This is a genomic window from Leclercia sp. Marseille-Q4284, assembly GCF_916618945.1.
GTDB lineage: Bacteria > Pseudomonadota > Gammaproteobacteria > Enterobacterales > Enterobacteriaceae > Enterobacter > Enterobacter tamurae.
In genome coordinates, this window is the sequence record NZ_CAKAKG010000001.1 from 684,508 (window position 1) to 710,763 (window position 26,256).

22 protein-coding genes are annotated in these 26,256 nt (G+C 58.3%); 14 read left to right on the plus strand and 8 right to left on the minus strand.

The window, feature by feature from the left end:
* Nucleotides 1-2 precede the first annotated feature (2 nt).
* Together dapE and LG383_RS03165 are read right to left on the minus strand one after the other, a co-directional pair.
* Nucleotides 3-1,130 carry a succinyl-diaminopimelate desuccinylase gene (gene dapE, locus LG383_RS03160; protein ID WP_106994644.1) on the minus strand — a complete coding sequence of 376 codons (1,128 nt, stop codon included), beginning with the start codon at nt 1,128-1,130 and terminating at the stop codon, nt 3-5.
* A 3-nt stretch (nt 1,131-1,133) separates the two neighbouring features.
* Entirely contained in the window at nt 1,134-1,490 is a 357-nt protein-coding gene (locus LG383_RS03165; protein WP_106994645.1) for an ArsC family reductase, read from the minus strand.
* Nucleotides 1,491-1,878: 388 nt separating this feature from the next.
* On the opposite strand from LG383_RS03165, the gene ypfM reads away from it, so the two are divergent.
* On the plus strand, nt 1,879-1,938 hold the full coding sequence (gene ypfM, locus LG383_RS03170) for a protein YpfM (protein ID WP_015572204.1): 60 nt from the start codon (nt 1,879-1,881) through the stop codon (nt 1,936-1,938).
* A gap of 107 nt (nt 1,939-2,045) precedes the next feature.
* Here the strand turns inward: ypfM and acrD are convergent, their stop codons facing one another.
* Nucleotides 2,046-5,159, minus strand: coding sequence for a multidrug efflux RND transporter permease AcrD (gene acrD, locus LG383_RS03175; RefSeq protein WP_225758303.1), 3,114 nt, complete (start codon nt 5,157-5,159; stop codon nt 2,046-2,048).
* A gap of 196 nt (nt 5,160-5,355) precedes the next feature.
* Nucleotides 5,356-7,050, minus strand: a complete 1,695-nt coding sequence (gene narQ, locus LG383_RS03180; RefSeq protein WP_225758304.1) for a nitrate/nitrite two-component system sensor histidine kinase NarQ — start codon at nt 7,048-7,050, stop codon at nt 5,356-5,358.
* 218 nt (nt 7,051-7,268) lie between these two features.
* Between narQ and aegA the strand changes: the two genes are divergently transcribed.
* From aegA to LG383_RS03195, 3 genes are all read left to right on the plus strand, one after another.
* On the plus strand, nt 7,269-9,218 hold the full coding sequence (aegA, locus tag LG383_RS03185) for a formate-dependent uric acid utilization protein AegA (protein WP_255639575.1): 1,950 nt from the start codon (nt 7,269-7,271) through the stop codon (nt 9,216-9,218).
* Between the two features lie 65 nt (nt 9,219-9,283).
* Nucleotides 9,284-9,859 (plus strand): GDP-mannose pyrophosphatase NudK, encoded by a 576-nt coding sequence (gene nudK, locus LG383_RS03190; RefSeq protein ID WP_106994734.1) that lies wholly within the window; start codon nt 9,284-9,286, stop codon nt 9,857-9,859.
* Nucleotides 9,860-9,983: 124 nt separating this feature from the next.
* The gene (locus tag LG383_RS03195) at nt 9,984-11,027 is read left to right on the plus strand and encodes a DUF1176 domain-containing protein (RefSeq protein WP_225758305.1); all 1,044 of its coding nucleotides are present in this window, start codon (nt 9,984-9,986) and stop codon (nt 11,025-11,027) included.
* A gap of 103 nt (nt 11,028-11,130) precedes the next feature.
* Here the strand turns inward: LG383_RS03195 and tkt are convergent, their stop codons facing one another.
* The gene (gene tkt, locus LG383_RS03200) at nt 11,131-13,119 is read right to left on the minus strand and encodes a transketolase (protein ID WP_225758306.1); all 1,989 of its coding nucleotides are present in this window, start codon (nt 13,117-13,119) and stop codon (nt 11,131-11,133) included.
* A 19-nt stretch (nt 13,120-13,138) separates the two neighbouring features.
* Nucleotides 13,139-14,089, minus strand: coding sequence for a transaldolase (gene tal, locus LG383_RS03205; RefSeq protein WP_106994652.1), 951 nt, complete (start codon nt 14,087-14,089; stop codon nt 13,139-13,141).
* Between the two features lie 290 nt (nt 14,090-14,379).
* On the opposite strand from tal, the gene maeB reads away from it, so the two are divergent.
* Nucleotides 14,380-16,659 (plus strand): NADP-dependent oxaloacetate-decarboxylating malate dehydrogenase, encoded by a 2,280-nt coding sequence (gene maeB / locus LG383_RS03210; protein ID WP_225758307.1) that lies wholly within the window; start codon nt 14,380-14,382, stop codon nt 16,657-16,659.
* A gap of 103 nt (nt 16,660-16,762) precedes the next feature.
* Here the strand turns inward: maeB and hemF are convergent, their stop codons facing one another.
* Nucleotides 16,763-17,662, minus strand: a complete 900-nt coding sequence (hemF, locus tag LG383_RS03215; protein WP_166183280.1) for an oxygen-dependent coproporphyrinogen oxidase — start codon at nt 17,660-17,662, stop codon at nt 16,763-16,765.
* Nucleotides 17,662-18,537, minus strand: a complete 876-nt coding sequence (amiA, locus tag LG383_RS03220) for an N-acetylmuramoyl-L-alanine amidase AmiA (RefSeq protein WP_106994656.1) — start codon at nt 18,535-18,537, stop codon at nt 17,662-17,664. Before amiA ends, hemF begins: the two co-directional genes overlap by 1 nt.
* 213 nt (nt 18,538-18,750) lie before the next feature.
* Between amiA and LG383_RS03225 the strand changes: the two genes are divergently transcribed.
* The 9 genes from LG383_RS03225 (at nt 18,751) to cysM (ending at nt 26,254) form a co-directional block, all read left to right on the plus strand.
* Nucleotides 18,751-19,176 carry a GNAT family acetyltransferase gene (locus tag LG383_RS03225; RefSeq protein WP_106994657.1) on the plus strand — a complete coding sequence of 142 codons (426 nt, stop codon included), beginning with the start codon at nt 18,751-18,753 and terminating at the stop codon, nt 19,174-19,176.
* Entirely contained in the window at nt 19,163-19,612 is a 450-nt protein-coding gene (locus tag LG383_RS03230; protein ID WP_225758308.1) for a DUF2919 domain-containing protein, read from the plus strand. The genes LG383_RS03225 and LG383_RS03230 overlap by 14 nt, the downstream gene beginning before the upstream one ends.
* 62 nt (nt 19,613-19,674) lie before the next feature.
* Entirely contained in the window at nt 19,675-20,250 is a 576-nt protein-coding gene (locus LG383_RS03235) for an RpoE-regulated lipoprotein (RefSeq protein ID WP_106994659.1), read from the plus strand.
* A 94-nt stretch (nt 20,251-20,344) separates the two neighbouring features.
* The gene (locus LG383_RS03240) at nt 20,345-21,244 is read left to right on the plus strand and encodes a Dyp-type peroxidase (protein ID WP_225758309.1); all 900 of its coding nucleotides are present in this window, start codon (nt 20,345-20,347) and stop codon (nt 21,242-21,244) included.
* A 176-nt stretch (nt 21,245-21,420) separates the two neighbouring features.
* A complete protein-coding gene (locus tag LG383_RS03245; RefSeq protein WP_106994661.1) occupies nt 21,421-22,437 on the plus strand; it encodes a sulfate ABC transporter substrate-binding protein in 1,017 nt (338 codons plus the stop codon).
* Nucleotides 22,437-23,270, plus strand: a complete 834-nt coding sequence (cysT, locus tag LG383_RS03250) for a sulfate/thiosulfate ABC transporter permease CysT (RefSeq protein WP_106994662.1) — start codon at nt 22,437-22,439, stop codon at nt 23,268-23,270. The genes LG383_RS03245 and cysT overlap by 1 nt, the downstream gene beginning before the upstream one ends.
* Nucleotides 23,270-24,145: a sulfate/thiosulfate ABC transporter permease CysW gene (gene cysW, locus LG383_RS03255; protein WP_106994663.1), complete on the plus strand. Its 876-nt coding sequence runs from the start codon at nt 23,270-23,272 to the stop codon at nt 24,143-24,145. The genes cysT and cysW overlap by 1 nt, the downstream gene beginning before the upstream one ends.
* Nucleotides 24,135-25,229 (plus strand): sulfate/thiosulfate ABC transporter ATP-binding protein CysA, encoded by a 1,095-nt coding sequence (gene cysA, locus LG383_RS03260; RefSeq protein ID WP_225758310.1) that lies wholly within the window; start codon nt 24,135-24,137, stop codon nt 25,227-25,229. Before cysW ends, cysA begins: the two co-directional genes overlap by 11 nt.
* Before the next feature lie 113 nt (nt 25,230-25,342).
* Nucleotides 25,343-26,254 (plus strand): cysteine synthase CysM, encoded by a 912-nt coding sequence (gene cysM / locus LG383_RS03265; RefSeq protein ID WP_106994666.1) that lies wholly within the window; start codon nt 25,343-25,345, stop codon nt 26,252-26,254.
* The last annotated feature ends 2 nt before the right edge of the window (nt 26,255-26,256 follow it).

Genomic DNA, 26,256 nt, shown 5'->3' on the forward strand with positions numbered 1-26,256 from the left:
CGTCAGGCGACGAGTTGCTCCATGATACGTTGATACATACGGGCCAGCAGCTGCAAATCAGCGGCATTCACGCATTCATTAATTTTATGAATGGTGGCATTCACCGGCCCAAGTTCGACCACCTGTGCACCCATACGGGCAATAAAGCGTCCGTCGGATGTGCCGCCCGTGGTCAGTAGTTGCGGTTTAATTTCATTATAGTGCGCGATAGCGTTAACCACCGCATCCACCAGCTTCCCGCGCCCGGTCAGGAACGGCTGACCGGAAATCCACCACTCCACGCTGAAGCGCAGCTGGTGTTTCTCCAGCAGGGCCGCAACGCGGGCTTTGATCATCTCGTCGGTCAGTTCGGTACTGAAGCGGAAGTTAAACTGTACAAACAGATCGCCGGGGATGACGTTGTTGCTGCCAGTGCCGGCCTGAATGTTGGCAATCTGCATGCTGGTCGGCGGGAAATAGTCGTTGCCCTTGTCCCACTCGATCCCCACCAGCTCGTTGAGCATCGGCGCGGCGCGGTGTACCGGGTTATCGGCCAGATGCGGATAGGCCACGTGCCCCTGCACGCCGTGAATGGTGAGGTTACAGGTCATCGAGCCGCGACGGCCATTTTTGACCACGTCACCCACCACTTCGGTGCTGGACGGCTCGCCCACCAGGCAGTAATCCAGACGTTCGTTGCGCGCCATCAGCGCTTCCACTACCTTCACGGTGCCGTTTTTGGCGCTGGCTTCTTCATCGGAAGTGATTAAAAACGCCAGACGGCCTTTATGGTTCGGGTATTGCGCCACGAAGCGTTCGGCGGCAACCACCATCGCCGCCAGGGAACCCTTCATGTCCGCCGCGCCGCGACCAAACAGCATGCCGTCGCGTATCGTTGGTTCGAAAGGGGGATTGATCCAGCGGTCAGCGTCACCGGCTGGCACCACATCAGTATGTCCGGCAAACGCCAGCGTTTCGCCCTGACCGCGCCAGGCCCAGAAATTTTGCGTATCGCCAAAATCCATAGGTTCGACGGTAAAACCAATCGCCCGCAGGCGTTCGATCATCAGCGCCTGACAACCCGCATCATCCGGGCTCAGGGAGGGGCGGCGAATAAGCTGCTGAGTCAGCTCAATGACCGGGCATGACATAGACTACACCTCAATAAAATAGGTTTGGTATTGCTTTTCGTTGAAACCCAGCAGCATAGGCTTACCGGGCGCCCAGAGCAATGGGCGTTTGATGATTGCTGGCATTTCAAGCATTAAGGCAGCGGCGCTGTCGGCATTATTGATACTGGCGCGGTGATTTTCTTCCAGCTTGCGCCAGGTGGTGCCGCGGGTGTTCAGCAGCGCTTCCCAGCCCAGCTCCGCGATGAATTTCTGCATTAAATCAGCATCCAGACCGTCGACGCGATAGTCATGAAAACGGTAATCGACGTGGTTATCGTCCAGCCAGCGGCGGGCTTTTTTGATGGTGTCGCAATTTTTGATGCCGTACAGGGTGATCATGGTGAATCCTTTTGTCTTAATCGTGGCCAGTTGCTCAGTATTTTCGAAGCTTCAATGATTGCGGAAATATAACACATTTGTTTTATGACATTATTTTATATCCATGCCTGGCATAAATAACGTTCAGGTTATGAATATTATTTCATCTTTATCGCATAGAAGTCCAGGCGCTAAAAAGTCGTGTAAGAACAGTCGCTAATTAATTTTTTCATCGTTAATCAAGGTTATTTCAAAATATTGCAGTTGGTCACATAAAATTTATCGGACTGGACCCATATTATCTACAAGCCAGTGGTACCAACGGGGGTAGAGCAGAAGAGCTGATTAAAAAGTCTTCACAATGATGATATATTCTCGTAGAATGGCCATAATAATAAGAGAGGTAGTTATGATTGAACGTGAACTGGGGAACTGGAAAGATTTTATCGAAGGCATGCTTCGTAAATGACATTCAGGAAGAAATGCAAGAGCACTTAATTAGCTAAATAACTATAGTGTGGAAATAAACACACAAAAAAGGCGGCCGGTAAGGACGCCTTTTTCATTTTCAACATCTTATTTCTGTCGTTCCTTTAACGGGAAACGCCGACGGACCAGCACAAAGAACAGCGGCACAAAGTAAATGGCGAGGATGGTCGCGGAGATCATCCCGCCCATTACCCCGGTTCCCACCGCGTGCTGGCTGCTCGATCCCGCGCCAGAGCTGGTAGCCATCGGCAGCACGCCAAAAACAAACGCCAGCGAGGTCATCAGGATCGGACGCAGGCGCTGGCGACAGGCATCAAGAGTCGCTGCCATCAGCTCCTGACCTTTCTCATTCATCTCGTTAGCAAACTCAACAATCAGAATGGCGTTCTTCGCGGACAGGCCAATAACCGTTAGCAGCCCGACCTGGAAGTAGACATCATTCTCCAGCCCGCGCATCCAGGTGGCGAGCAGGGCGCCAATCACCCCCAGCGGCACCACCAGCATCACCGAGAACGGCACCGACCAGCTCTCGTACAGGGCGGCCAGACAGAGGAACACCACCAGCAGCGACAGAGCATACAGCGCCGGCGCCTGGGCACCGGAGAGGCGCTCCTGATAGGACATCGCGGTCCACTCAAGACCAAAACCGGCAGGCAGCTGCTGGACCAGATTTTCCATCACGTCCATCGCCGTACCGGTACTCACGCCCGGCGCGGCCTCACCGACAATCTCTACCGCCGAATAGCCGTTGTAGCGCTCCATACGTGGGGACCCGGTCTCCCAGCGTGAGGTGGCGAAGGCCGAGAAGGGCACCATACCGCCGTCTTTGTTACGCACATACCACATGTTGATATCGTCCGGCAGCATGCGGTATTTAGCCGCCGCCTGCACGTAGACCTTTTTCACGCGGCCCCGATCCATAAAGTCGTTCACGTAGCTCGAGCCCCACGCGGTTTGCAGGGTGTCGTTGATATCGTCAATGTCCACGCCGAGCGCCTGCGCCTTACGCTGGTCGATATCAATCTGCAGCTGCGGGCTGTCATCCAGACCGTTATGACGCACGCGGGTAAGGGAAGGATCTTCCCCGGCCAACTCAAGCAGGCGGTCACGCGCGGCCATCAGCGCCACATGCCCGGCCCCGGCGTGATCCTGCAGCTCCATATCAAAACCTGCTGAACTGCCGAGCCCGCTGATCGCCGGTGGGCTGCTGGCGAAGACCCGCGCCTCTTTAATGTGGCTGAAGGCTTTAGTGGCGCGCTCGATAATGGCGAACGAGCTGCCGGTTTTGGCATCGCGCTCATCCCAGTCTTTCAGGCGCACGAACATACGCGCCACGTTCTGCCCGTTCCCGCCGGGGCCAGAGCCCACGGTGGCAAAGACCGACAGCACGCTATCCTTCTCTTTAGTGAAGAAGTACTGCTCGACCTGCTGGACTACCTTCAGGGTCTGCTGTTGGGTAGAGCCGCTGGGCAACTGCACTGAGGTGATGAACATACCCCGATCTTCCAGGGGCAGGAACGAGGTGGGCAGACGCAGGAACAGGAACACCATACCGCCCAGCAGCAGGACGTAGATCAGCACCCAGCGCAGGCTGCGATGCAATATCCGCCCGACGCCCGCCTCATAGCGCGCGGCGTTGCGGTTAAACATACGGTTGAACCAGCCAAAGAACCCTTTCTGGCCGTGCTGCTCGCCCTTGTGCAGCGGTTTAAGCAGGGTAGCGCACAGCGCTGGGGTAAGGATCATCGCCACCAGCACCGACAGCACCATCGCTGAGACGATGGTGATGGAGAACTGGCGGTAGATCGCGCCGGTGGTGCCGCCAAAGAAGGCCATCGGCACAAACACCGCCGACAGCACCATGGCAATCCCCACCAGCGCCCCCTGGATCTGCTTCATCGATTTTCGCGTCGCCTCGCGCGGGGAGAGCCCCTCTTCGCTCATGATACGTTCGACGTTTTCCACCACCACGATGGCGTCATCCACCAGCAGACCTATCGCCAGCACCATCGCAAACATGGTGAGGGTGTTGATGCTATAGCCAAAGGCGTACAGCACCGTGAAGGTGCCCATCAGCACCACCGGTACCGCGATGGTCGGGATCAGCGTGGCGCGGAAGTTTTGCAGGAACAGGTACATCACAAGGAACACCAGGGCGATGGCTTCCAGCAGGGTTTTCACCACATCTTCAATCGAAGCCTTCACAAAAGAGGTGGTTTCGTAGGCAATTTTGTATTCGAGCCCGTGGGGGAAATAGTGCGACAGCTCATCGAGGCGGCTGATGACCTGTTCAGCCGTGGCCATCTCGTTGGCCCCGGAGGCCAGCTTGACCCCCAGACCGGAGGCCTGCTTGCCGTTGAAGCGGCTCAGGTAATCGTACTTCTCCGCGCCCATCTCCACGGTGGCGACATCACCCAGCCGCACTTCCGAGCCATCCTGATTGACGCGCAAGGTGATATCGCGGAACTGCTGGGGAGTCTGCAACAGCGACTGGGAGTTGATGGTGGCGTTCAGCGCCTGCTTATCAATGGACGGCGTACCGCCCAACTGGCCGACCGCAATCTGCGCGTTTTGCGATTCGATGGCGTCGGTGACATCCTTCGCGGTCATCTGGAAACTGTTCAGCTTCGCCGGGTCGAGCCAGATGCGCATCGAGTATTGCGAGCCGTAGGCGTCGATATCCCCCACGCCGTTGATGCGGCTGAGCGGATCCTGAATATTACTGGCGACATAGTCGGCGATATCCTGCTTATCCATCGACCCGTCGGTGGAGACAAAGGCGATGGTCAGGATGTTGGTATCGCCGGTTTTACGCACCGTCACGCCCTGATTCTGCACCGCCTGCGGCAGCTTACGCAGCGCGGACTGGAGCTGGTTCTGCACCTGCTGCACCGCTTCATCCGGGTCAGCGCCCGCGGTAAAGCTCAGCGTGACCGTCGCCTGCCCGGTGGCGCTGCTCTGGGAGGACATGTACATCAGGTTGTCGAGGCCGGTCATGTTCTGCTCGATCACCTGGGTGACGGTATTCTCAAGGGTTTGTGCGGAGGCCCCCGGATAATTAGCCGTGATCCGCACGTTAGGCGGAGCCAGATCCGGATACTGCTCAACAGGAAGGGAAAAAATGGCCAGCGTGCCGGTCAGGCACAACAGAATTGCCAGCACCCAGGCAAAAATGGGGCGATCGATGAAAAAATTCGCCATTAAAATAAGACCTCGTTTTGCTGCGCGTCGTCATTGTACATTGCCCGCATCACTCTAGCGGCAAGGCGGATGCCAAACGTGGAGAAATAAAGGAGATAATGTAAATTATCATGCGCTTTATCCGCGCGATTATCCTGAAGCGGTGAGTATTGCCCATCCCCATGGCTGAGCGGTGACATTCCCCCTGATTTTACCGTTATTTACCCTCGGTACTGGCTGACGAGCGGAAACAGACGCTGACCTGCGTCCCTCCGCCGGGTGGCTGGGAGAAGTGCAGGGTGCCTCCGAGCCTGTCGGCGCGCTCGCGCATGATGTTCAGACCGTAGTGACCCGGCGGCTCGCTGGCGTCGCCAATTCCAATCCCGTCGTCGCGAATGTTCACCGTATGGCTGCCGTCCGGGGCGGTAACGCAGCTGACCTGAATATCGCTGGCCTGGGCGTGCTTGATGGCGTTCAGCACTGCCTCGCGCACAATCTGCAGCAGGTGAACCTGCATCTGGGCGTCCAGCGCCAGGGAGGAGAGGCGACAGTCGAGGCGCAGTGTTGCGCTGGTCTGCTTCTGCAGATCGTCCAGCGTCTCCTGCAGCGCGGCGGGGAGGTTGGCCTGATTCAGGGTCAGACGGAAGGTGGTCAGCAGCTCGCGCAGCTGGCGGTAAGCGGCATTCAGCGCCCGGGAGAAATCGGTAATGATCCCCTGCGCCGGCTCATTCTCCTCCGGCACCGCATGTTTGAGCAGCGTCAGCTGGATACGCAGATACGACAGCACCTGCGCCAGCGAGTCGTGCAGTTCCCGGGCGATGGTGGCGCGCTCCTCCATCAGCAGCAGCTGGTGATAGTGCTTCTGAGCCTGGTTGGAGAAGAGGCCACGCCCGAGCATGGTGGCGACGTTTTTCATCAGTGGGATCGGAACGGCGCGCTGCTCGCTTTGCCAGCGCAGCTCACCGAAGCGGGTCTCCAGCATAATGACCGGCAGCACCTGCGTCTCAAGGTGTTCAGCGGCCTCGCCCTCCTGCATTTTCCAGCCGTCGCTGGTATGCAGCGCCAGCCAGGTAATTCCGGTGTATTCGCGCACGGTTTGCAGGATATGACGGAAACAGTGGCTGTCGATCTTGCTGGTGTTCATCTCCTGCGAACAGGTAAACAACATCTCCAGCTGCTGGTGGGCCTCGTGCAGATGGTGGGTCTTCTCTTCAACCGAAATTTCCAGCGAGCGATACAGGCTGTGCAGCTCGGTGGCCATATGGTTAAAGGTGCGGGAAAGCAGACCAAGCTCGTTCGGCAGATCGGTATCCGGCACCGGGGTATCAAACCGGCCCTGTTCGATGTGCAGGCTGGAGGCGACCAGATGATTGAGCGGGGCGACCACCTGCCGACGGATGCGCCGCAGCGTGTTGAATGCCAGCAGGATGATGCCGATCCCGCCGGCAAAGGAGATGGCGAACACCAGCTGGATTTTATGTTCGGCGTAATGCTGCAGGGAGAGGACAAAGGCGTCAATACGCGCCACATACTCATCCATATGGTTCTGATACCAGACGTAATCGCCCTGATCGAGCTTCTCGCTTACCCCCTGCCACGCCAGCTGCAGCTGGTGATAATGCTGTTGAACCTCATCCGGCACGTACCAGCTTTTCAGCGTCAGCAGGGCGGGGGCGTTCAGCGTTTGCTGCCAGGTCTGGCGATGGGGCAGCAGATCGGCGCTGCCCCGCTGCATATCGTAACCCAGACGATAGCTCTGCATGCGCAATGACCCCGCCAGGTTGATCGCTTCGGCGTCGCGCTGACTGCTGGCGAGAGTAAACAGGGCGATGGCGCTGGTCAGTAGCGACAGCGCAATGATGGCGAAAAAGGCCCGGGCAAGGCTGCGTGAAACCGGTTGTTTTACAATCACAAATCGCGTCCTGAGCTAATACGAAACAAACCTGAACAACGTTTCCGCGGAGGGAATGAAACGTAATTTCATCAGGAATGAAATTAATTGATCTGACACAGGTTCAGGCGAAATAGTTCGCGTTCTTGGGCAATTGAACATTGCCTGAATTCGTTGCGGTGGGTAAATACATTATTCATACAAAGAATAAGGTTATTCAGCCCAGCAGGGGAACCGTGATGAATCATTTTATTATGGCCAACAGCCAGCTCTGCATTGGATGTCGTGCCTGCGAAGTGGCGTGCGTCATGGCGCATCATAATGAACAACATGCCCTCAGCGCGCGCCATTTTACCCCTCGTATCACCGTGGTGAAAGAGGGCAATACACACAGCGCCGTCACCTGCCACCACTGTGAAAACGCCCCCTGCATCCAGAGCTGCCCGAACGGGGCCATCAGCCGGATGCGCGACAGCGTGCAGGTTGACGCGAAGCAATGTATCGGCTGCAAAGCCTGTGTGGTGGCCTGCCCGTTTGGCACCATGGAGATCGTCACCACCACCGCGCAGAAATGCGATCTGTGCCTGGATCGCCCCGAGGGCCCGGCCTGCGTGGCGAACTGCCCGGCGGATGCCCTGATGCGCGTTACGCCCGCTACCCTGAACCAGCTGGCCCGCACGCGGCAGGTACGCACGGCGCGTCATGAGGCGCAGCCGTGGCAGACCGGGGCGGCGCTCGCTCCCCGTGAGGTCAGCAAACGCGAGCGGATGTTTGCCCTGACCGCCCGCGGCGAGCCGGATAAACTGACTCCCGAAGCACGAGCGGGTAATTTCAACGAAATTTATCTGTCGTTCCGCCCGGCGCAGGCCCAGCGTGAGGCCGACCGCTGCCTGACCTGCGGGGAGCATTCAGTGTGCGAATGGACCTGCCCGCTGCACAACCATATTCCCCAGTGGATTGAGTGCGTCAAGGCCGGGGATATCGACGCCGCGGTGGAGTTATCCCATCAGACCAACTGCCTGCCGGAGGTAACCGGCCGGGTCTGCCCCCAGGATAAACTGTGCGAAGGCGCCTGCACGGTGCGCGACGTTGCCGGGTCGGTGACCATCGGCAATATCGAACGCTATATCTCCGACCAGGCGCTGGCCAAAGGCTGGCGGCCCGATCTGAGCCATGTTATCCCCGTCAATAAGCAGGTCGCCATTATCGGGGCCGGGCCCGCCGGACTGGCATGCGCCGATGCGTTAATCCGCCGCGGGGTCAGCGTCACGGTCTTCGATCGCCACCCGGAAATCGGCGGCCTGCTCACCTTCGGCATTCCGGCCTTTAAGCTGGATAAATCCCTGCTGGCCCGCCGTCGGGAGATCTTCACGGCGATGGGCATCCGCTTCGCGCTCAACTGTGAGGTGGGGAAAGATATCCCGCTGGCGCAGCTGCTCAGCGAGTACGATGCCCTGTTTGTCGGCGTGGGCACCTACCGTTCAATGAAGGCGGGCATTCCCCATGAGGATGCGCCCGGCGTATACGATGCCCTGCCGTTCCTGGTGGGCAACACCCGACAGCTGATGGGGCTGCCGTCGTCGGAGGAAGAACCCTATGTCGATACTGCCGGGCTGAACGTGGTGGTGCTCGGCGGCGGCGATACGGCGATGGACTGCGTACGCACCGCGCTGCGCCACGGGGCTGCCAGCGTCACCTGCGCCTACCGCCGGGACGAAGCCAACATGCCGGGCTCGAAAAAAGAGGTCAAAAACGCCCGGGAAGAGGGAGCCGCCTTTGAATTCAACGTTCAACCAGTGGAGCTGACCCTCGACGAGACCGGGCGGGTTAATGGTATTCGCCTGCTGCGCACCCGGCTGGGCGAGCCGGATGCCCAGGGCCGCCGTCGCCCGGAGCCCATCGAGGGCAGCGAGTTTGTGATGCCTGCCGATGCGGTGATCATGGCCTTTGGCTTCAACCCGCATGCCATGCCCTGGCTACAGGCGCAGGGCGTCGAAGTGGACGACTGGGGGCGGATCGCCGCCAGCGTCGAGACGCGCTACCGCTATCAGACCAGCAACCCGAAGATCTTTGCCGGGGGCGACGCGGTGCGCGGTGCCGATCTGGTGGTCACAGCGATGGCGGAAGGGCGACACGCCGCCCAGGGCATCGTCGACTGGCTTGGGGTTCACGCGCCAGCGGCGCATTAAGCCGACGGACGACAACGCAGGCTTCACAGCGTAAAATGACCGGCATGACGCGTAATGGAGCCCGTATAACCTTGAAAATTGAACTGATTAAAGACAAGTGCCTCTCGGATAACTATTTCATTCTGCGCAACCTGACCTACGATTTGACGCGGCGTAACGGCGAAGTGGTGCGCCACAAACGTGAAGTGTACGATCGCGGTAACGGTGCCACGGTACTGCTCTATAACCCTGCGAAGCAGAGCGTGGTGCTGATCCGCCAGTTCCGTATCGCCACCTGGGTGAACGGCAATCCCGACGGACGCTTGATTGAAACCTGCGCCGGGCTGCTGGATAACGATGAGCCGGAAGTCTGCATTCGCAAAGAGGCGATCGAAGAGACCGGGTTTATTGTCGGTGAGGCGCGTAAGGTGTTTGAGCTGTACATGTCCCCCGGTGGGGTGACGGAAATCGTCCATTTCTTCGTGGCGGAATACAGCGATGCCCAACGTGCGGGCAAGGGCGGCGGCATCGAAGACGAAGAGATCGAGGTCCTGGAGCTGCCCTTTAGCGAGGCGCTATTGATGGTACAATCGGGTGAAATACGGGACGGCAAAACGGTGATACTCTTACAGTATTTGCGCAGTTCTGGGTTAATGGATTGATCTTATTATCCTTAATAAGATGTATTTTATATAAATCTATCCGATAAATCCGATTGAGTAAGCCCGGCCTGAGCAGGAAGATACGGTCTGTTTGTCAGTTTTTGCTTCCGGGATCCTGCTATTCATGCGTCACAGCCTTTTTCTTATCTTTATGCTCAGCGTGCTGCCCGCATCTCTGGTTCAGGCGGCACCTGCTCAGCAGTCGTTTACTGACTGGCAGGTGACCTGCAACAACCAGAACTTTTGCATTGCGCGCAATACCGGTGAGCATAACGGGCTGGTGATGACCCTGAGCCGCAGCGCCGGGGCGAAAACCGATGCGGTGCTGCGTATCGATCTCGGTGGGCTGGCGACAATCGATCCCAAAGCGCCCGCCATCGCGCCTCGCTTGCAGCTCGACGGCGAGCCGCTGCAGCTTGCTCCCCCGCACTGGCAGGTTACCCCCTGGCGTCTGACTACCGATCATACCGCCACCATTACCGCCTTGCTGACCACCCTTCAGCAAAAAAAGGCCATCACCCTCGCGGATGGCAAGCAGGTTATCTCCCTTGATGGACTGAAAGAGGCGCTGCAGTTTATTGACGCCCAGCAGAAGCGTGGCGGGAGTGAAACCGCGTGGATCAACAAAGGCGCGCAGCCGCCGCTGAGCGTCCCGCCCGCACCAGCCCTGAAAGAGGTGGCGGTGGTCAACCCGACCCCCACACCCTTGACCCGTGAGGAGCGCAGCGATCTTACCGACTATGGCACCTGGCGCATCAACAGCAGCCAGTGTTCTCTCGATCCGACGCGTCGTGAAGTGCGGGTCACCGCCTTAACCGATGACAAAGCGCTGCTGATCGTCAGCTGCGAGGCCGGGGCGTATAACACCGTCGATCTGGCCTGGCTGGTGTCGCGCAAAAAGCCGTTTGCCTCCCATCTGGTGCGCCTGCGCCTGCCGTTTGTGCCGTCGAGCGACAGCAGCGAAATGGAGTTGATGAACGCCAGCTTCGATGAGAAGAGCCGCGAGCTGACCACCCTGGCCCTGGGGCGCGGGATTGCCGACTGCGGGATACAGACGCGCTGGCGCTTTACCGGCCAGCGTTTCCGTCTGGTGCGTTACGCCGAAGAGCCAAGCTGCGATAACTGGCATGGACCCGACTCCTGGCCGACGTTGTGGATCACGAGGTAAAAGCAAAACGGCAACCATTCGGTTGCCGTTTTTAGTGTGTGCACCCTCTCCCTGTGGGAGAGGGCGGGGTGAGGGCATCAGGCCGCACAGCCGGGCAAAGCACTTACAGCAAGGCCTGCGCCTTCTCCACCACGTTCTCCACGGTGAAGCCGAAGAACGGGAACAGCTTGTCGGCAGGCGCCGATTCACCATACCCGGTCATCCCGACAATCTTCCCTTTCAGCCCGACATACTTGTACCAGTAGTCCGCGATACCCGCCTCGACCGCGACACGCGCCGTCACGTCAGAAGGCAGCACCGACTCACGATACGCTTCATCCTGGGCATCAAAGATATCCGTTGAAGGCAGGGACACCACCCGCACCGCATGGCCTTCTGCGGTCAGCTTCTCCGCCGCCTTAACGGTGATCTCCATCTCCGATCCGGTAGCAATCAGAATCACATCCGGCTTGCCGCCGCTGTCTTTCAGGATATAACCCCCGCGGGCGATATTTTTCACCTGCTCCGGCGTGCGCTCGATCTGCGCCAGGTTCTGGCGAGAGAGGATCAGCGCCGTCGGGCCATTATGGCGCTCCACCGCCAGCTTCCAGCCCACCGCGGCTTCGACCTGATCGCATGGCCGCCAGGTGCTGAAGTTTGGCGTCAGACGCAGGCTGGCGAGCTGCTCCACTGCCTGGTGGGTCGGACCATCTTCCCCCAGCCCGATGGAGTCATGGGTGTAGACCATGATCTGCCGGGCCTTCATCAGCGCCGCCATACGCGCGGCGTTACGCGCATACTCGACAAACATCAGGAAGGTCGCGGTGTAAGGCACAAATCCGCCGTGATGGGCGATACCGTTGGCAATGGCGGTCATCCCAAACTCGCGCACCCCGTAGTGAATGTAGTTCCCGGCCAGATCTTCCTTGAGTGAGGTTGAGCCCGACCAGATGGTCAGGTTACTCGGGGCCAGATCCGCTGAGCCGCCCAGCAGCTCCGGCAGGATCGGGCCAATGGCGTTTAGGGTGTTCTGCGAGGCCTTACGGGTGGCGATCTTCGCCGGGTTGGCCTGCAGGTTCTCGATCAGCGCCTGGGTGGTCTCTTCCCAGTTCTCCGGCAGGCCGCCGCTCATGCGACGACTGAACTCGGCCGCCAGCTCCGGATGGGCTTTCTGGTAGGCGGCAAATTTTTCGTTCCAGGCCGCCTGCGCTTTTTCGCCCTCTTCACGGGCATCCCAGGCTTTGTAGATCTCTTTCGGGATCTCAAAGGCCGGGTATTTCCAGCCCAGTTTCTGACGGGTCAGGGCCACTTCTTCTTCCCCCAGCGCCGCGCCGTGTGACTCCTCTTTGCCGGCTTTGTTCGGGGAGCCAAATCCGATGACCGTACGACAGATAATCAGCGACGGTTTATCGGTCACGCTTTGCGCTTCCTGAATGGCCGCTTTTAGCGCCTCGGGATCGTGGCCGTCAATCTCGTGCACCACGTGCCAGTGATAGGCTTCAAAGCGTTTTGCCGTGTCGTCAGTGAACCAGCCCTCGGTCTCGCCGTCGATGGAGATGCCGTTGTGATCGTAGAAGCCAATCAGCTTGCCCAGCCCCAGGGTGCCCGCCAGGGAGCAGACCTCGTGGGAGATCCCCTCCATCAGACAGCCATCACCCATAAACACATAAGTGTTGTGGTCGACAATCTCATGTCCCGGCTGGTTAAACTGCGCCGCCAGCGTGCGCTCAGCAATCGCCAGCCCGACCGCATTCGCCAGCCCCTGACCCAGCGGGCCGGTGGTTGTCTCCACCCCAGGGGTATAACCCAGCTCCGGGTGACCCGGGGTTTTCGAGTGCAGCTGGCGGAAGTTTTTCAACTCCTCCAGCGGCAGGTTATAGCCGGAGAGGTGCAGCAGGCTGTAGAGCAGCATCGAGGCGTGACCGTTAGAGAGAATAAAGCGGTCGCGGTCGTACCACGTTGGATCGTTGGGGTTATGCTTCAGGAAATCATTCCACAATACTTCAGCGATATCGGCCATGCCCATTGGTGCGCCTGGATGACCGGAATTGGCTTTTTGCACGGCATCCATGCTGAGGGCGCGAATGGCATTGGCTAACTCTTTACGGGACATAGTTCACTCCATGGCAAGGTTACAGTTTGGCGGCGAGCAGATCTTCGAGTTTGCGTTGGTCGACCGCGAAAAGACGGATCCCTTCTGACAGCTTATCGACCGCCATGGCGTCCTGATTATGCTCCCAGCGGAATTCGGCTTCAGTCATCGGTTTTGGTTTTGGCAGCACCGTTGAGGACGGCACCAGGCGGCGGATCACCGACTCCTCTTTATCCTGCAATTCCTGCAGCAGGTTAGGGGAGATGGTCAGGCGGTCACAGCCGGTGAGGGCGAGGATCTGCTCGGTGCGGCGGAAGCTGGCGCCCATCACGATGGTTTCGTAGCGGTGTTGCTTATAGTAATCGTAGATATTGCGAACGGACTTCACGCCCGGATCTTCTTCTACCACGTAGGGGTCCATCGGCTGGCGGGCCTGATACCAGTCATAAATACGCCCGACGAACGGTGACACCAGGAACACCCCGGCTTCGGCGCAGGCGCGAGCCTGAGCAAAGGAGAACAGCAGCGTCAGGTTGCAGTTAATCCCCTCTTTCTCCAGCACCTCAGCGGCGCGGATCCCCTCCCAGGTGGAGGCCAGTTTGATCAGAATGCGCGATTTCTCGACGTCCTGCTCCTCGTAGAGCTGCACCAGACGCCGCGCTTTGGCGATACTTTTCTCCTGGTCAAAGGAGAGGCGTGCGTCCACTTCGGTAGAGACCCGTCCCGGGATGCTTTTCAGAATTTCGCTACCAATATTGACCGCCAGCTTATCGCTGGCCTCAGCGACCTGTTGCTCTTTGGTTTTGCCGCGTCCTTTACCGTACGCAATCGCATCGTCAATCAGGTGCGAGAAGTGCGACAGCCCGGCGGCTTTCAGCAGCAGCGACGGGTTGGTGGTCGCATCCTGTGGCTGGTAATGGCGGATGGACTCGATATCCCCGCTGTCAGCCACGACCGTGGTGAATTGTTTGATGCCGTCTAGTTGGTTCATAAATAATTACTCCTTGGAAATAAAAGAGTTGGTGGAGTGTGTTAGATCACACTTCTGCGAAATTCGCGATGTACTTAACAAAAAAGCATAGCAGACGGACATGGTCTTGCTTTGATGGGCAGGTAACATGATTGTTATAAATTGATAACAATTTTTGTTTTTTGATGGTGAGAGTTTGGCAGCCTTCAAAGTTTGAACGGCGGTCAGCAGCGATACTATCCGCCACCCAGGGTGAACTCCGACCATAACAACATCACCCATTTTGAACGATACGTGAAAGGAACCTTACAATGGACGAGCAGTTAAGACAGAGTGCCCTCGATTTTCATGAATTCCCCGTTCCCGGTAAAATTCAGGTCTCCCCAACCAAACCCCTCGCGACCCAGCGCGACCTGGCATTAGCCTACTCCCCGGGCGTGGCCGCGCCTTGTCTCGAAATCGAAAAAGATCCGCTGGCGGCCTACAAATACACCGCCCGTGGCAACCTGGTGGCGGTGATCTCCAACGGCACCGCGGTGCTGGGGCTGGGCAATATCGGGGCGCTGGCCGGTAAACCGGTAATGGAAGGCAAGGGCGTGCTGTTCAAGAAATTCGCCGGTATCGACGTGTTTGATATTGAAGTGGATGAACTCGACCCGGACAAATTTATCAACGTGGTGGCGGCGCTGGAGCCGACCTTTGGCGGCATCAACCTCGAAGACATTAAAGCCCCGGAATGTTTCTACATCGAGCAGAAGCTGCGCGAGCGGATGAACATTCCGGTGTTCCACGACGATCAGCACGGGACAGCGATCATTAGCACCGCCGCCATCCTGAACGGCCTGCGAGTGGTGGAGAAGAACCTTTCTGACGTGCGCATGGTGGTCTCCGGCGCGGGCGCGGCAGCCATCGCCTGTATGAACCTGCTGGTGGCGCTGGGGATGCAGAAGCACAACATCGTGGTCTGCGACTCGAAAGGCGTTATTTACAAAGGCCGCGAGGCCAATATGGCCGAAACCAAAGCCGCCTACGCCGTGGACGACGACGGCAAACGCAGCCTGGCGGATGTGATGGACGGGGCGGATATCTTCCTCGGCTGCTCGGGCCCGAAAGTGCTGAACGAAGAGATGGTGATGAAGATGGCGCGCGCGCCGCTGATCCTCGCTCTGGCAAACCCGGAGCCGGAGATCCTGCCGCCGCTGGCGAAAGCGGTCCGTCCGGATGCTATCATCTGTACCGGCCGTTCCGATTACCCGAACCAGGTCAACAACGTCCTGTGCTTCCCGTTCATCTTCCGCGGGGCGCTGGACGTCGGCGCCACTGCCATTAACGAAGAGATGAAGCTGGCGGCGGTTCACGCCATTGCCGAGCTGGCGCACGCCGAGCAGAGCGAAGTAGTGGCCTCGGCCTATGGCGATCAGGATCTGAGCTTTGGCCCGGACTACATCATTCCAAAACCGTTCGACCCGCGTCTGATTGTTAAAATCGCCCCGGCTGTCGCTAAAGCGGCGATGGACTCCGGCGTGGCGACACGCCCGATTCAGGATTTCGATGCTTACGTCGATAAGCTGACCGAGTTCGTCTACAAAACCAACCTGTTTATGAAGCCCATCTTCTCCCAGGCACGCACCGACGCAAAACGCGTGGTGTTGGCGGAAGGGGAAGAGGCTCGCGTCCTGCACGCCACCCAGGAGCTGGTAAGCCTGGGGCTGGCGAAGCCGATCCTGATTGGTCGTCCGAGCGTGATCGAGATGCGTATCCAGAAGCTGGGGCTGCAGATCAAGCCGGGCGTGGACTTTGAGATCGTCAACAACGAATCCGATCCGCGCTTCAAGGAGTACTGGAGCGAGTATTACGCCATCATGAAGCGCCGGGGGATCACCCAGGAGCAGGCCCAGCGGGCGGTGATCAGCAACACCACGGTGATCGGGGCGATCATGGTTCATCGCGGCGAAGCCGACGCGCTGATCTGCGGCACCATTGGCGACTATCACGAACACTTCAGCGTGGTGCAGGAGATCTTCGGCTATCGCGAAGGGGTTCATACCGCCGGGGCGATGAATGCCCTGCTGCTACCAAGCGGTAACACCTTTATTGCCGATACCTACGTCAACGACGATCCGACCCCGGAAGAGCTGGCGGAGATCACGGTGATGGCGGCGGAAACGGTGCGTCGCTTTGGTATCGAGCCGAAAGTGGCCCTGCTGTCGCACTCCAACTTTGGCTCCTCCAAATCGGCGGCGGCCTGCAAGATGCGTCAGACCCTGGATCTGGTGCGTGAGCGCGCGCCAGAGCTGATGATTGACGGGGAGATGCACGGCGATGCCGCGCTGGTGGAGAGCATCCGAAACGAGCGGATGCCGGACAGCCCGCTGAAAGGCTCAGCCAACGTGCTGATTATGCCGAACGTCGAAGCGGCGCGTATCAGCTATAACCTGCTGCGCGTCTCCAGTTCGGAAGGGGTGACCGTCGGGCCAGTACTGATGGGCGTGGCGAAACCGGTGCATGTGTTAACCCCGATTGCCTCGGTGCGTCGGATTGTGAATATGGTGGCGCTGGCGGTGGTAGAGGCACAGACCCAGCCGCTGTAAGGGGGCTTCCCCTCACCCCGGCCCTCTCCCCAGAGGGGCGAGGGTGAAAAGACGGCTCCGTGCGGTTCCCTCTCCCCTTTGGGGAGAGGGTTAGGGGGAGGGGTTAAATCCAGTCCCGAACCTGAATAAACTCTTTCAGGGCAGCCTCGCGGCTGCCTTCTTTTGGATCAAAGTTATACTCCCAACGCACCAGCGGCGGCATCGACATCAGAATTGACTCCGTGCGTCCACCGGTCTGCAGGCCGAACAGCGTGCCGCGGTCCCACACCAGATTGAACTCCACGTAACGCCCCCGACGATAGAGCTGGAACTCGCGCTCGCGCACGCCGTAATCGTGGTTTTTCCGCCGCTCGACAATCGGCAGGTAGGCGTCGGTATAGCCGTTACCCACCGCCTGCATAAAGCTGAAGGCGGTATCAAAATCCGGGGTATTCAGATCGTCAAAGAACAGGCCGCCAATTCCGCGCTGCTCGTCACGGTGCTTCAGGTAAAAATAGTCGTCGCACCACTTTTTGTACTTCGGGTAGATGTCTTCACCAAAGGGCTGGCACAGGTCGTGTGCGGTCTGATGCCAGTGGACAGCGTCTTCTTCAAAGCCGTAGAAGGGGGTTAAGTCGAAGCCGCCGCCAAACCACCACACCGGATCGGCACCCGGTTTTTCGGCGATAAAAAAGCGCACGTTGGCATGGCTGGTGGGCACGAAGGGGTTATGCGGATGCACCACCAGTGAGACGCCCATCGCTTCAAAGCTGCGGCCCGCCAGCTCCGGGCGGTGCGCGGTGGCCGAGGCGGGCATGGCATCGCCGTGCACGTGGGAGAAGTTAACCCCGGCCTGCTCGAACACGCCGCCGTTACGCAGCACGCGGCTGCGCCCGCCGCCGCCGGCTTCGCGCTGCCACTCATCCTGCTGAAATTCACCGCCATCGACGGCGCTCAGTTTCTGGCAAATTTCATCCTGCAACTGGAGCAGGAAGGTTTTGACCAGCTGTGCATTGGGTTTCATTAACGTTTCCTGGAGTGCGCTTTCTGGTTATCGAACCAGTTGAAGTAACTGATGATCCCGGAGGCGATGGCGTTGGCGATCTTCTGGCGAAACGCCGTGGTGCCCAGCAGTCGCTCTTCTTCCGGGTTGGTGATGAAGGAGGTCTCCACCAGCACGGAGGGAATCGACGGGGATTTCAGCACCACAAACGCCGCCTGCTCGGTGCCTTTGCTGTGCAGACGGTGCACCGGCTTAATCTTTTTCAAAATATGCGAGCCGAGGGTGAGGCTGTTCTTGATGGTGTCGGTTTGCACCAGGTCAAACAGCACCTGCTGGAGCAGATGATCTTTGTCGGTAGTTTTCTTTCCGGCCACTTCATCCGCACGGTTTTCACGGTCGGAGAGGTATTTTGCCATGGCGCTACTGGCGCCACGATTGGAAAGGGCAAATACCGAAGCACCCGCCGCCGATGGGTTAGTAAAGCCGTCCGCGTGAATCGACATAAACAGATCCGCGCCGTGCTTGTGGGCGATCTCCACGCGGTCGTACAACGGAATAAAGGTGTCGCCGGAGCGGGTCAGGCGGGCGTCAATGCCGTTGCTGCGTAAAATTGACCGGACGTTTTTTGCAATCGCCAGTACAACATGTTTTTCTTTAGAGCCGTTACGGCCAATGGCGCCGGTATCGATGCCGCCGTGACCCGGATCCAATACCACCACGCGTTTTCCGCCGCTTTTTTTGGCTTTGGGTTTACTGTGTCCGTTGCTGGTTTTAAGCGTGCTCTCGTCTTTTGCCTGAGCCTGCCTGGCGATGCCCGTTAACGTCAATGCCGCCAGCCCCGCTTTAAGAACCTGACGACGCGATGTGAGTGTTTTTAAGGGTTTGAATGTGCTCATGCGGCCTGAAGTGTAAAAAATGAGTGTCCTGGTGTTATATCGTATCGTCTTTTCCGTTACGACAGTCCGTGTGGTGAATTGTTTTACTTTTCATTTCAATACGTGACAAAGTGCCATTATGCCAAATTTCCTGACGTTTTTCGCTGGATATTGGCGAAAGAGGGCGTTCGCGTCATAATCACTGTTTTTGAACCCAAAAAGGCGGTTAATACCATGGAGATACGCGTTTTTCGCCAGGCAGACTTCGAAGAGGTGATCACCCTTTGGGAGCGCTGCGATCTACTGCGGCCCTGGAACGATCCGGAGATGGACATCGAGCGCAAGCTCAATCATGACGTCAGTCTGTTTCTGGTCGCGGAAGTGAATGGCGAAGTGGTGGGCACGGTGATGGGCGGTTACGACGGGCATCGCGGCTCGGCCTACTACCTGGGCGTTCACCCGGAGTTTCGCGGGCGTGGCATTGCCAACGCGCTGCTCAATCGTCTGGAGAAGAAGCTGATTGCCCGCGGCTGCCCTAAAATTCAGATTATGGTACGTGAAGATAATGACATGGTGCTGGGCATGTACGAGCGCCTCAACTATGAACATGCCGACGTGCTGACGCTGGGCAAACGCCTGATAGAAGATGAAGAGTATTGATTTTCACCCTGGCGACTATGACAGCCACGGCCGGGTTCGTCTGCCGTTTCTGTTCTGGTGCGTGCTGCTGCTTCAGGCGCGGACCTGGGTGTTGTTCGTGCTGGCCGGTGCCTCCCGCGATCAGGGCAATACGCTGCTGAACCTGTTTTATCCCGATCATGATAACTTCTGGCTCGGACTGCTGCCGGGGATCCCGGCGGTGCTGGCCTTTTTACTCAGCGGGCGGCGTCATCTGATGCCGCGAATCTGGCGCGCGCTGCGCTGGCTGTTGATCCTCGCCCAGGTGGTGCTGCTGGGCTGGCAACCCCTGCTGTGGCTGAAGGGTGAAGCGCTGAGCGGCATCGGCATTAGCCTGCTGGTGGCCGATATCGTGGCGCTGCTGTGGCTGGTGACCCATCCCCGTTTACGCGCCTGTTTCACGCCCGAGAAAGATTAAACGGCACTTTTTAGCGATGCTGCACTCCAACAAGCGTTAGATTAACCAGAAAGGAACTCCCGATGAAATCGCTGCGTTTACTGTTATGCGCGCTCCCCGTTGCCCTGACGGGCTGTTCAACGCTCTCCGCCGTGAACTGGTCTGCGGCTTATCCCTGGAACTGGTTCGGCTCATCTACCGAAGTGACCGAACAGGGCGTGGGCAATATCACTGCCGCCACGGCGCTGGAACAGAGCGCTATCGAATCGGCGTTAGGCGGTGATTACCGTCTGCGCAGCGGCATGAGAACGCAAAACGGCACCATCGTGCACTACTTCGAAGCGCTGAAAGATGACCAGCTGGCGCTGGTGATTAACGGTGATAAATCCACTGTCGGGCGCATTGAGGTACTGGACAGCGAAATCGAAACCGACACTGGGGTAAAAATCGGTACCCCGTTCAGCGACCTGTATCAGAAAGCCTACGGCAACTGCATAAGCGTGCCGGGTGACGACAGCGTGACGGTGGAGTGTAAGGCCGACGGTAGCCAGCATATCAGCTACCAGTTCAGCGGAACCTGGAACGGCCCGGACGGATTAATGCCTGCTGATGACACGCTGAAGAACTGGAAAATCAGCAAAATTATCTGGCAGCAGTAAATTGCGCCTGGACAAGCCGCCTCGCTGAAAAAGCGGGTATAATCGCCGCCATCTATGCCACGACGTCGTGGCATCTTTTTTTTCAGGAGGAGCGATGTCTCAGGTTCAGAGTGGCATTTTGCCAGAACATTGCCGCGCGGCGATTTGGATCGAAGCCAGTGTTAAAGGGGATATCGATGCCCTGCGTGCGGCCAGCAAAATTTTCGTTGATAAACTGGCCACCTTCCAGGCCAAATTTCCGGATGCCCACTGCGGCGCGGTAGTGGCGTTCGGCCACAACGTCTGGCGTCAGCTGAGCGGTGGGGAAGGGGCTGAAGAGCTGAAAGACTTTGTCCCTTACGGCAAAGGTCTGGCTCCGGCCACCCAGTACGACGTGCTGATCCATATTCTCTCCCTGCGTCACGACCTGAACTTCTCCATTGCCCAGGCCGCGATCGCCGCGTTTGGCGACTGCATTGAGGTTAAAGAAGAGACCCACGGTTTCCGTTGGGTGGAAGATCGCGATCTGAGCGGCTTCGTTGACGGTACTGAAAACCCGGCAGGGGATGAGACGCGTCGTGAAGTGGCGGTAATCAAAGAGGGCGTGGACGCGGGTGGCAGCTATGTGTTCGTCCAGCGCTGGGAGCACAACCTCAAGCAGCTTAACCGCATGAGCGTGCCCGATCAGGAGATGATGATTGGCCGTACCAAAGAGGCCAATGAAGAGATCGACGGCGACGACCGCCCGGCGACCTCCCACCTGAGCCGTGTGGATCTGAAAGAGGATGGCAAAGGACTGAAGATTGTGCGCCAGAGCCTGCCGTACGGCACCGCCAGCGGGACGCACGGCCTCTACTTCTGCGCCTACTGCGCGCGTCTGTATAACATCGAACAGCAGCTGCTGAGCATGTTTGGCGATACCGACGGCAAGCGTGACGCCATGCTGCGCTTTACCAGACCGGTGACCGGCGGTTACTACTTCGCCCCCTCTGTTGAGCGTCTGCTGGCGCTGTAAAAGTACTGTTCTTCTGTAGGCCGGGTGAGCGCTAGCGCCACCCGGCATTTTACCCCGCACCCTTATTCCCTTTTCTGCTTGCAAATCACCAAACGGTATATAAAACCGTTACTCCTTTAGTACTCGTTATAAATATGATGACCCTAAGAAAATCATCACAACGTTTAGGGTGCGCAATGGCCGTTACTGTACTGAAAAAAGGATCTCTGGTGCTGGCAGCTTCAGTGTTGCTGGTCGCTCAGGCGCAGGCAACCGAACTGCTGAACAGCTCTTATGATGTCTCCCGCGAGCTGTTTGCCGCCCTCAACCCGCCGTTTGAACAGCAGTGGGCGAAAGACAATAACGGCGACAAGCTGACCATCAAACAATCTCACGCCGGTTCGTCCAAACAGGCGCTGGCGATCCTGCAGGGGCTGAAAGCGGATGTGGTGACCTACAACCAGGTGACCGACGTGCAGATCCTGCACGACAAGGGCAAGCTGATCCCGGCCGACTGGCAGAGCCGTCTGCCGAACAACAGCTCACCGTTCTACTCCACCATGGGCTTCCTGGTGCGTAAGGGCAACCCGAAGAATATCCACGACTGGAACGACCTCGTACGTTCTGACGTGAAGCTGATTTTCCCGAACCCGAAAACCTCCGGCAACGCCCGCTATACCTATCTGGCTGCCTGGGGTGCTGCGGACAAAGCTGACGGCGGCGATAAAGCCAAAACCGAACAGTTCATGACCCAGTTCCTGAAAAACGTCGAAGTGTTTGATACCGGCGGTCGCGGCGCGACGACCACCTTCGCAGAACGCGGTCTGGGCGATGTGCTGATCAGCTTTGAGTCGGAAGTGAACAACATCCGCAAACAGTACGAAGCCCAGGGCTTCGAAGTGGTGATCCCGAAGACCAACATTCTGGCGGAGTTCCCGGTGGCGTGGGTGGATAAAAACGTCGAAGCCAACGGGACAGAGAAGGCGGCGAAAGCCTATCTCAACTATCTCTACAGCCCGCAGGCGCAGACCGTGATCACCGATTACTACTATCGCGTGAACAACCCGGACGTGATGAACAAACTGAAGGACAAATTCCCGCAGACCGACCTGTTCCGCGTGGAAGACCATTTTGGCGCCTGGCCTGAGGTGATGAAAACGCATTTCGTCAGCGGCGGTGAGTTAGACAAACTGTTGGCGGCGGGGCGTAAGTAATGTTTGCAGTCTCTACCAGACGTGTGCTGCCGGGCTTTACCTTAAGCCTCGGGACCAGCCTGCTGTTCGTCTGTCTGATTTTGTTATTACCACTCAGTGCGCTGGTGGTCCAGCTCTCTGAGATGAGCTGGTCCCAGTACTGGGAAGTGATCAGTAACCCGCAGGTGGTGGCGGCCTATAAGGTGACGCTGCTGTCGGCGTTTGTGGCCTCGATTTTCAACGGTGTGTTCGGCCTGCTGATGGCGTGGATTTTAACCCGCTACCGCTTCCCAGGCCGCACGCTGCTGGATGCGCTAATGGATCTGCCGTTTGCGCTGCCTACCGCAGTGGCCGGTTTAACCCTCGCCTCGCTGTTCTCGGTGAACGGCTTTTACGGTGAGTGGCTGGCGAAGTTTGATATCAAAGTGACCTATACCTGGCTCGGCATTGCGGTGGCGATGGCCTTTACCAGTATCCCGTTTGTGGTGCGAACCGTGCAGCCGGTGCTGGAGGAGTTAGGTCCGGAATATGAAGAAGCGGCCGAAACCCTGGGCGCGACGCGCTGGCAGAGTTTCCGCAAAGTGGTCATGCCGGAACTCTCTCCGGCGCTGGTGGCCGGTGTCGCACTGTCGTTTACCCGCAGCCTCGGCGAGTTCGGCGCGGTGATCTTTATCGCCGGTAACATCGCGTGGAAAACCGAAGTCACCTCGCTGATGATTTTTGTTCGTTTGCAGGAGTTTGATTACCCGGCGGCGAGTGCCATCGCCTCGGTGATCCTCGCGGCCTCGCTGCTGCTGCTGTTCTCGATTAACACTCTGCAAAGTCGCTTTGGTCGACGCGTGGTAGGTCACTGATGGCGGAAATCACTCAATTGAAACGCTACGACGCGCCCCGCATTAACTGGGGAAAATGGCTGCTGATTGGTACCGGCGTGCTGGTATCGGCCTTCATTCTGGTCGTGCCGACGGTGTACATCTTTGTCCAGGCGTTCAGCAAAGGCATTATGCCCGCGCTGCAAAACCTGGCCGACCCGGACATGCTGCACGCCATCTGGCTGACGGTAATGATTGCCTTGATTACCGTACCGGTGAACCTGGTGTTTGGCATCCTGCTGGCCTGGCTGGTAACGCGCTTTGACTTCCCGGGCCGCCAGCTCCTGTTGACCCTGCTGGATATCCCGTTTGCGGTCTCGCCAGTGGTGGCCGGTCTGGTATATCTGCTGTTCTACGGCTCCAACGGCCCGCTGGGCGGCTGGCTGGATGAACATAACTTACAGATTATGTTCGCCTGGCCGGGCATGGTGCTGGTGACGGTCTTTGTGACCTGTCCGTTTGTGGTGCGCGAGCTGGTGCCGGTGATGCTGAGTCAGGGCAGTCATGAAGACGAAGCGGCGATTTTACTTGGCGCGTCCGGCTGGCAGATGTTCCGCCGCGTAACCCTGCCGAACATCCGCTGGGCGTTGCTGTATGGTGTGGTGCTGACCAACGCCCGCGCCATTGGCGAGTTTGGCGCGGTATCGGTGGTGTCCGGCTCGATCCGCGGCGAAACCCTGTCGCTGCCGCTACAAATTGAATTGCTGCAGCAGGACTACAACACCGTCGGTTCCTTTACCGCCGCAGCCCTGCTGACGCTGATGGCTATTTTGACCCTGTTTTTAAAGAGTATGGTGCAGTGGCGTTTAGAGAATCAGGCCAAACGCCAGCATCAGGAGGGAAATCATGAGCATTGAGATTGCCAATATTAAGAAGTCCTTTGGTCGCACCCAGGTGCTGAACGATATCTCGCTGGATATCCCTTCCGGACAAATGGTGGCGTTGTTGGGGCCGTCTGGCTCCGGTAAAACCACGCTGCTGCGTATTATCGCCGGTCTGGAGCACCAGACCAGCGGGCACATCCGTTTCCACGGCACCGACGTCAGCCGCCTGCATGCGCGCGATCGTAAGGTGGGCTTTGTGTTCCAGCATTACGCCCTGTTCCGCCATATGACGGTGTTCGACAACATCGCCTTCGGCCTGACGGTACTGCCGCGTCGCGAGCGTCCCAATACCGCCACTATCAAGGCGAAAGTGACCAAACTGCTGGAGATGGTGCAACTGGCGCATCTGGCTGACCGTTACCCGGCCCAGCTTTCCGGCGGGCAGAAACAGCGCGTGGCGCTGGCTCGCGCCCTTGCGGTTGAGCCGCAGATCCTGCTGCTGGATGAACCTTTCGGCGCGCTGGATGCCCAGGTGCGTAAAGAGCTGCGCCGCTGGCTGCGTCAGCTGCATGAAGAGCTGAAATTCACCAGCGTCTTTGTGACCCACGATCAGGAAGAGGCGATGGAAGTGGCCGACCGGGTGGTGGTGATGAGCCAGGGGAATATCGAGCAGGTCGATGAGCCAGAACAGCTCTGGCGTGAACCGGCCACCCGCTTTGTACTGGAATTTATGGGCGAAGTGAACCGCCTGCACGGCACGGTTCGCGGCGGTCAGTTCCACGTCGGTGCCCATCGCTGGCCGCTGGGTTACACCCCTGGCTATCAGGGCCCGGTAGATCTGTTCCTGCGCCCGTGGGAAGTTGACGTCAGCCGTCGCACCAGCCTCGATTCGCCGCTGCCGGTGCAGGTGCTGGAGGCCAGTCCGAAAGGTCACTACACCCAGTTAGTGGTACAGCCGTTGGGCTGGTATGACGAACCGCTGACGGTGGTGATGCGCGACGAGGAGCCGCCATACCGCGGCGAACGGCTGTTTGTCGGCCTGCAACATGCGCGCATTTATCACGATAAGGATCGCATCGAGACGCGGGGAGATCTTGCTCTGGCGGAATCTGCCTGATAGGTTAACGCCACGTAGTTTTGCCGGGTGGCGCTGCGCTTACCCGGCCTACAATATGATCCCTGTAGGCCCGGTAAGCGAAGCGCCACCGGGCTTTTTATTGGACAGCGATCATGAATACACTCGAACAAACCATCGGCAACACCCCTCTGATCAAACTGCAGCGCATGGGGCCGGACAACGGCAGCGAAATCTGGATCAAACTGGAAGGCAATAACCCGGCGGGGTCGGTCAAAGACCGTGCGGCGCTGTCGATGATTGTCGAGGCGGAAAAGCGCGGTGAAATTAAACCCGGCGATGTGCTGATTGAGGCCACCAGCGGGAATACCGGCATCGCACTGGCGATGATTGCCGCCCTCAAAGGCTATCGCATGAAGCTGCTGATGCCAGACAATATGAGCCAGGAGCGGCGTGCTGCGATGCTGGCCTATGGCGCCGAGCTTATTCTGGTCAGCAAAGAGCAGGGGATGGAAGGGGCCCGCGACCTGGCGCTGGAGATGGCGAACCGCGGCGAAGGCAAACTGCTCGATCAGTTCAACAACCCCGATAACCCTTACGCACACTACACGACGACCGGCCCGGAGATCTGGCAGCAGACCGCAGGCCGCATCACCCATTTCGTCTCCAGTATGGGCACCACCGGCACCATCACCGGGGTATCCCGTTTTCTGCGCGAGCAGGAAAAGGCAGTCACCATTGTCGGTCTGCAGCCCGAAGAGGGCAGCAGCATTCCGGGCATTCGCCGCTGGCCTGCGGAGTACATGCCGGGCATTTTTAATGCCTCACTTGTGGACCAGGTGCTGGATATTCATCAGCGCGAGGCGGAAAATACCATGCGTGAACTGGCCGTGCGCGAAGGGGTCTTCTGCGGCGTCAGTTCTGGCGGCGCGGTAGCCGGCGCCCTGCGGGTAGCAGCGGCAACGCCGGGGGCAGTGGTGGTGGCGATCATCTGCGATCGCGGCGATCGCTACCTCTCTACCGGCGTGTTTGGTGAGGAGAGCTATGCGCAGGGCGCAGGGATCTAAAG